The sequence below is a fragment of the Vibrio sp. 2134-1 genome (assembly GCF_033339495.1).
In genome coordinates this window covers 1-528 of record NZ_JAWOUS010000917.1, presented here as the reverse complement: position 1 = coordinate 528, position 528 = coordinate 1, and the positions used below count along the sequence as shown (strand labels likewise).

Below are 528 nucleotides of genomic sequence, written 5' to 3'. Positions count from 1 at the left end.
ACCTAGGCTTTGAGAGTGCACGTCAACCAACACAGGCTTTAAACCAGACTGTTGTAACGCTTCAACTCGGCTTTCAACCACATCTTTGCGCGTAGCGAATACTTGATAACTGTCCGTTCCACGCATCCCTTCTTCAGCACGAAGGCGTACAAAATCCAAACTCAGTTCTTCCACAGGAAAAGGAGATTGATGAGAAAAAGCTTGTACCACCGCAAACTCGATTTCGCTCTCATCAAGGCTTTGTTCGATTTGCAGTTTCTTGCTAATAACTGAGTTGTCTGGAACAGAAATTGCCACTCGCTTGGCCCCAAAAGGCAGCTCTTTTTTCATCTGCTTTAGGGTCTTTACAATTTCTTGATGATTTATAGTGTTATTTTCAGCGACAATACCTTCCTTAAGTAATATTTCTTTGTAACCCAGTATGGCGTATTGGTCGCCAATGGGTTTAAGTACTACGGCTTTGAGGCTGTTATGGCCAATATCTATGACGGTAACGATTAGCTTATACATTTCTACTCTCGCTCAGAA

Annotated in this window: 1 protein-coding gene; it reads right to left on the bottom strand. The window is 42.6% G+C overall.

Going from position 1 to position 528, the window contains the following annotated elements:
- The coding region (gene pilM / locus R7R78_RS29250) for a type IV pilus assembly protein PilM (RefSeq protein WP_225474984.1) at positions 1 to 510 on the bottom strand (510 nt) is incomplete at its 3' end.
- Positions 511 to 528: the final 18 nt, after the last annotated feature.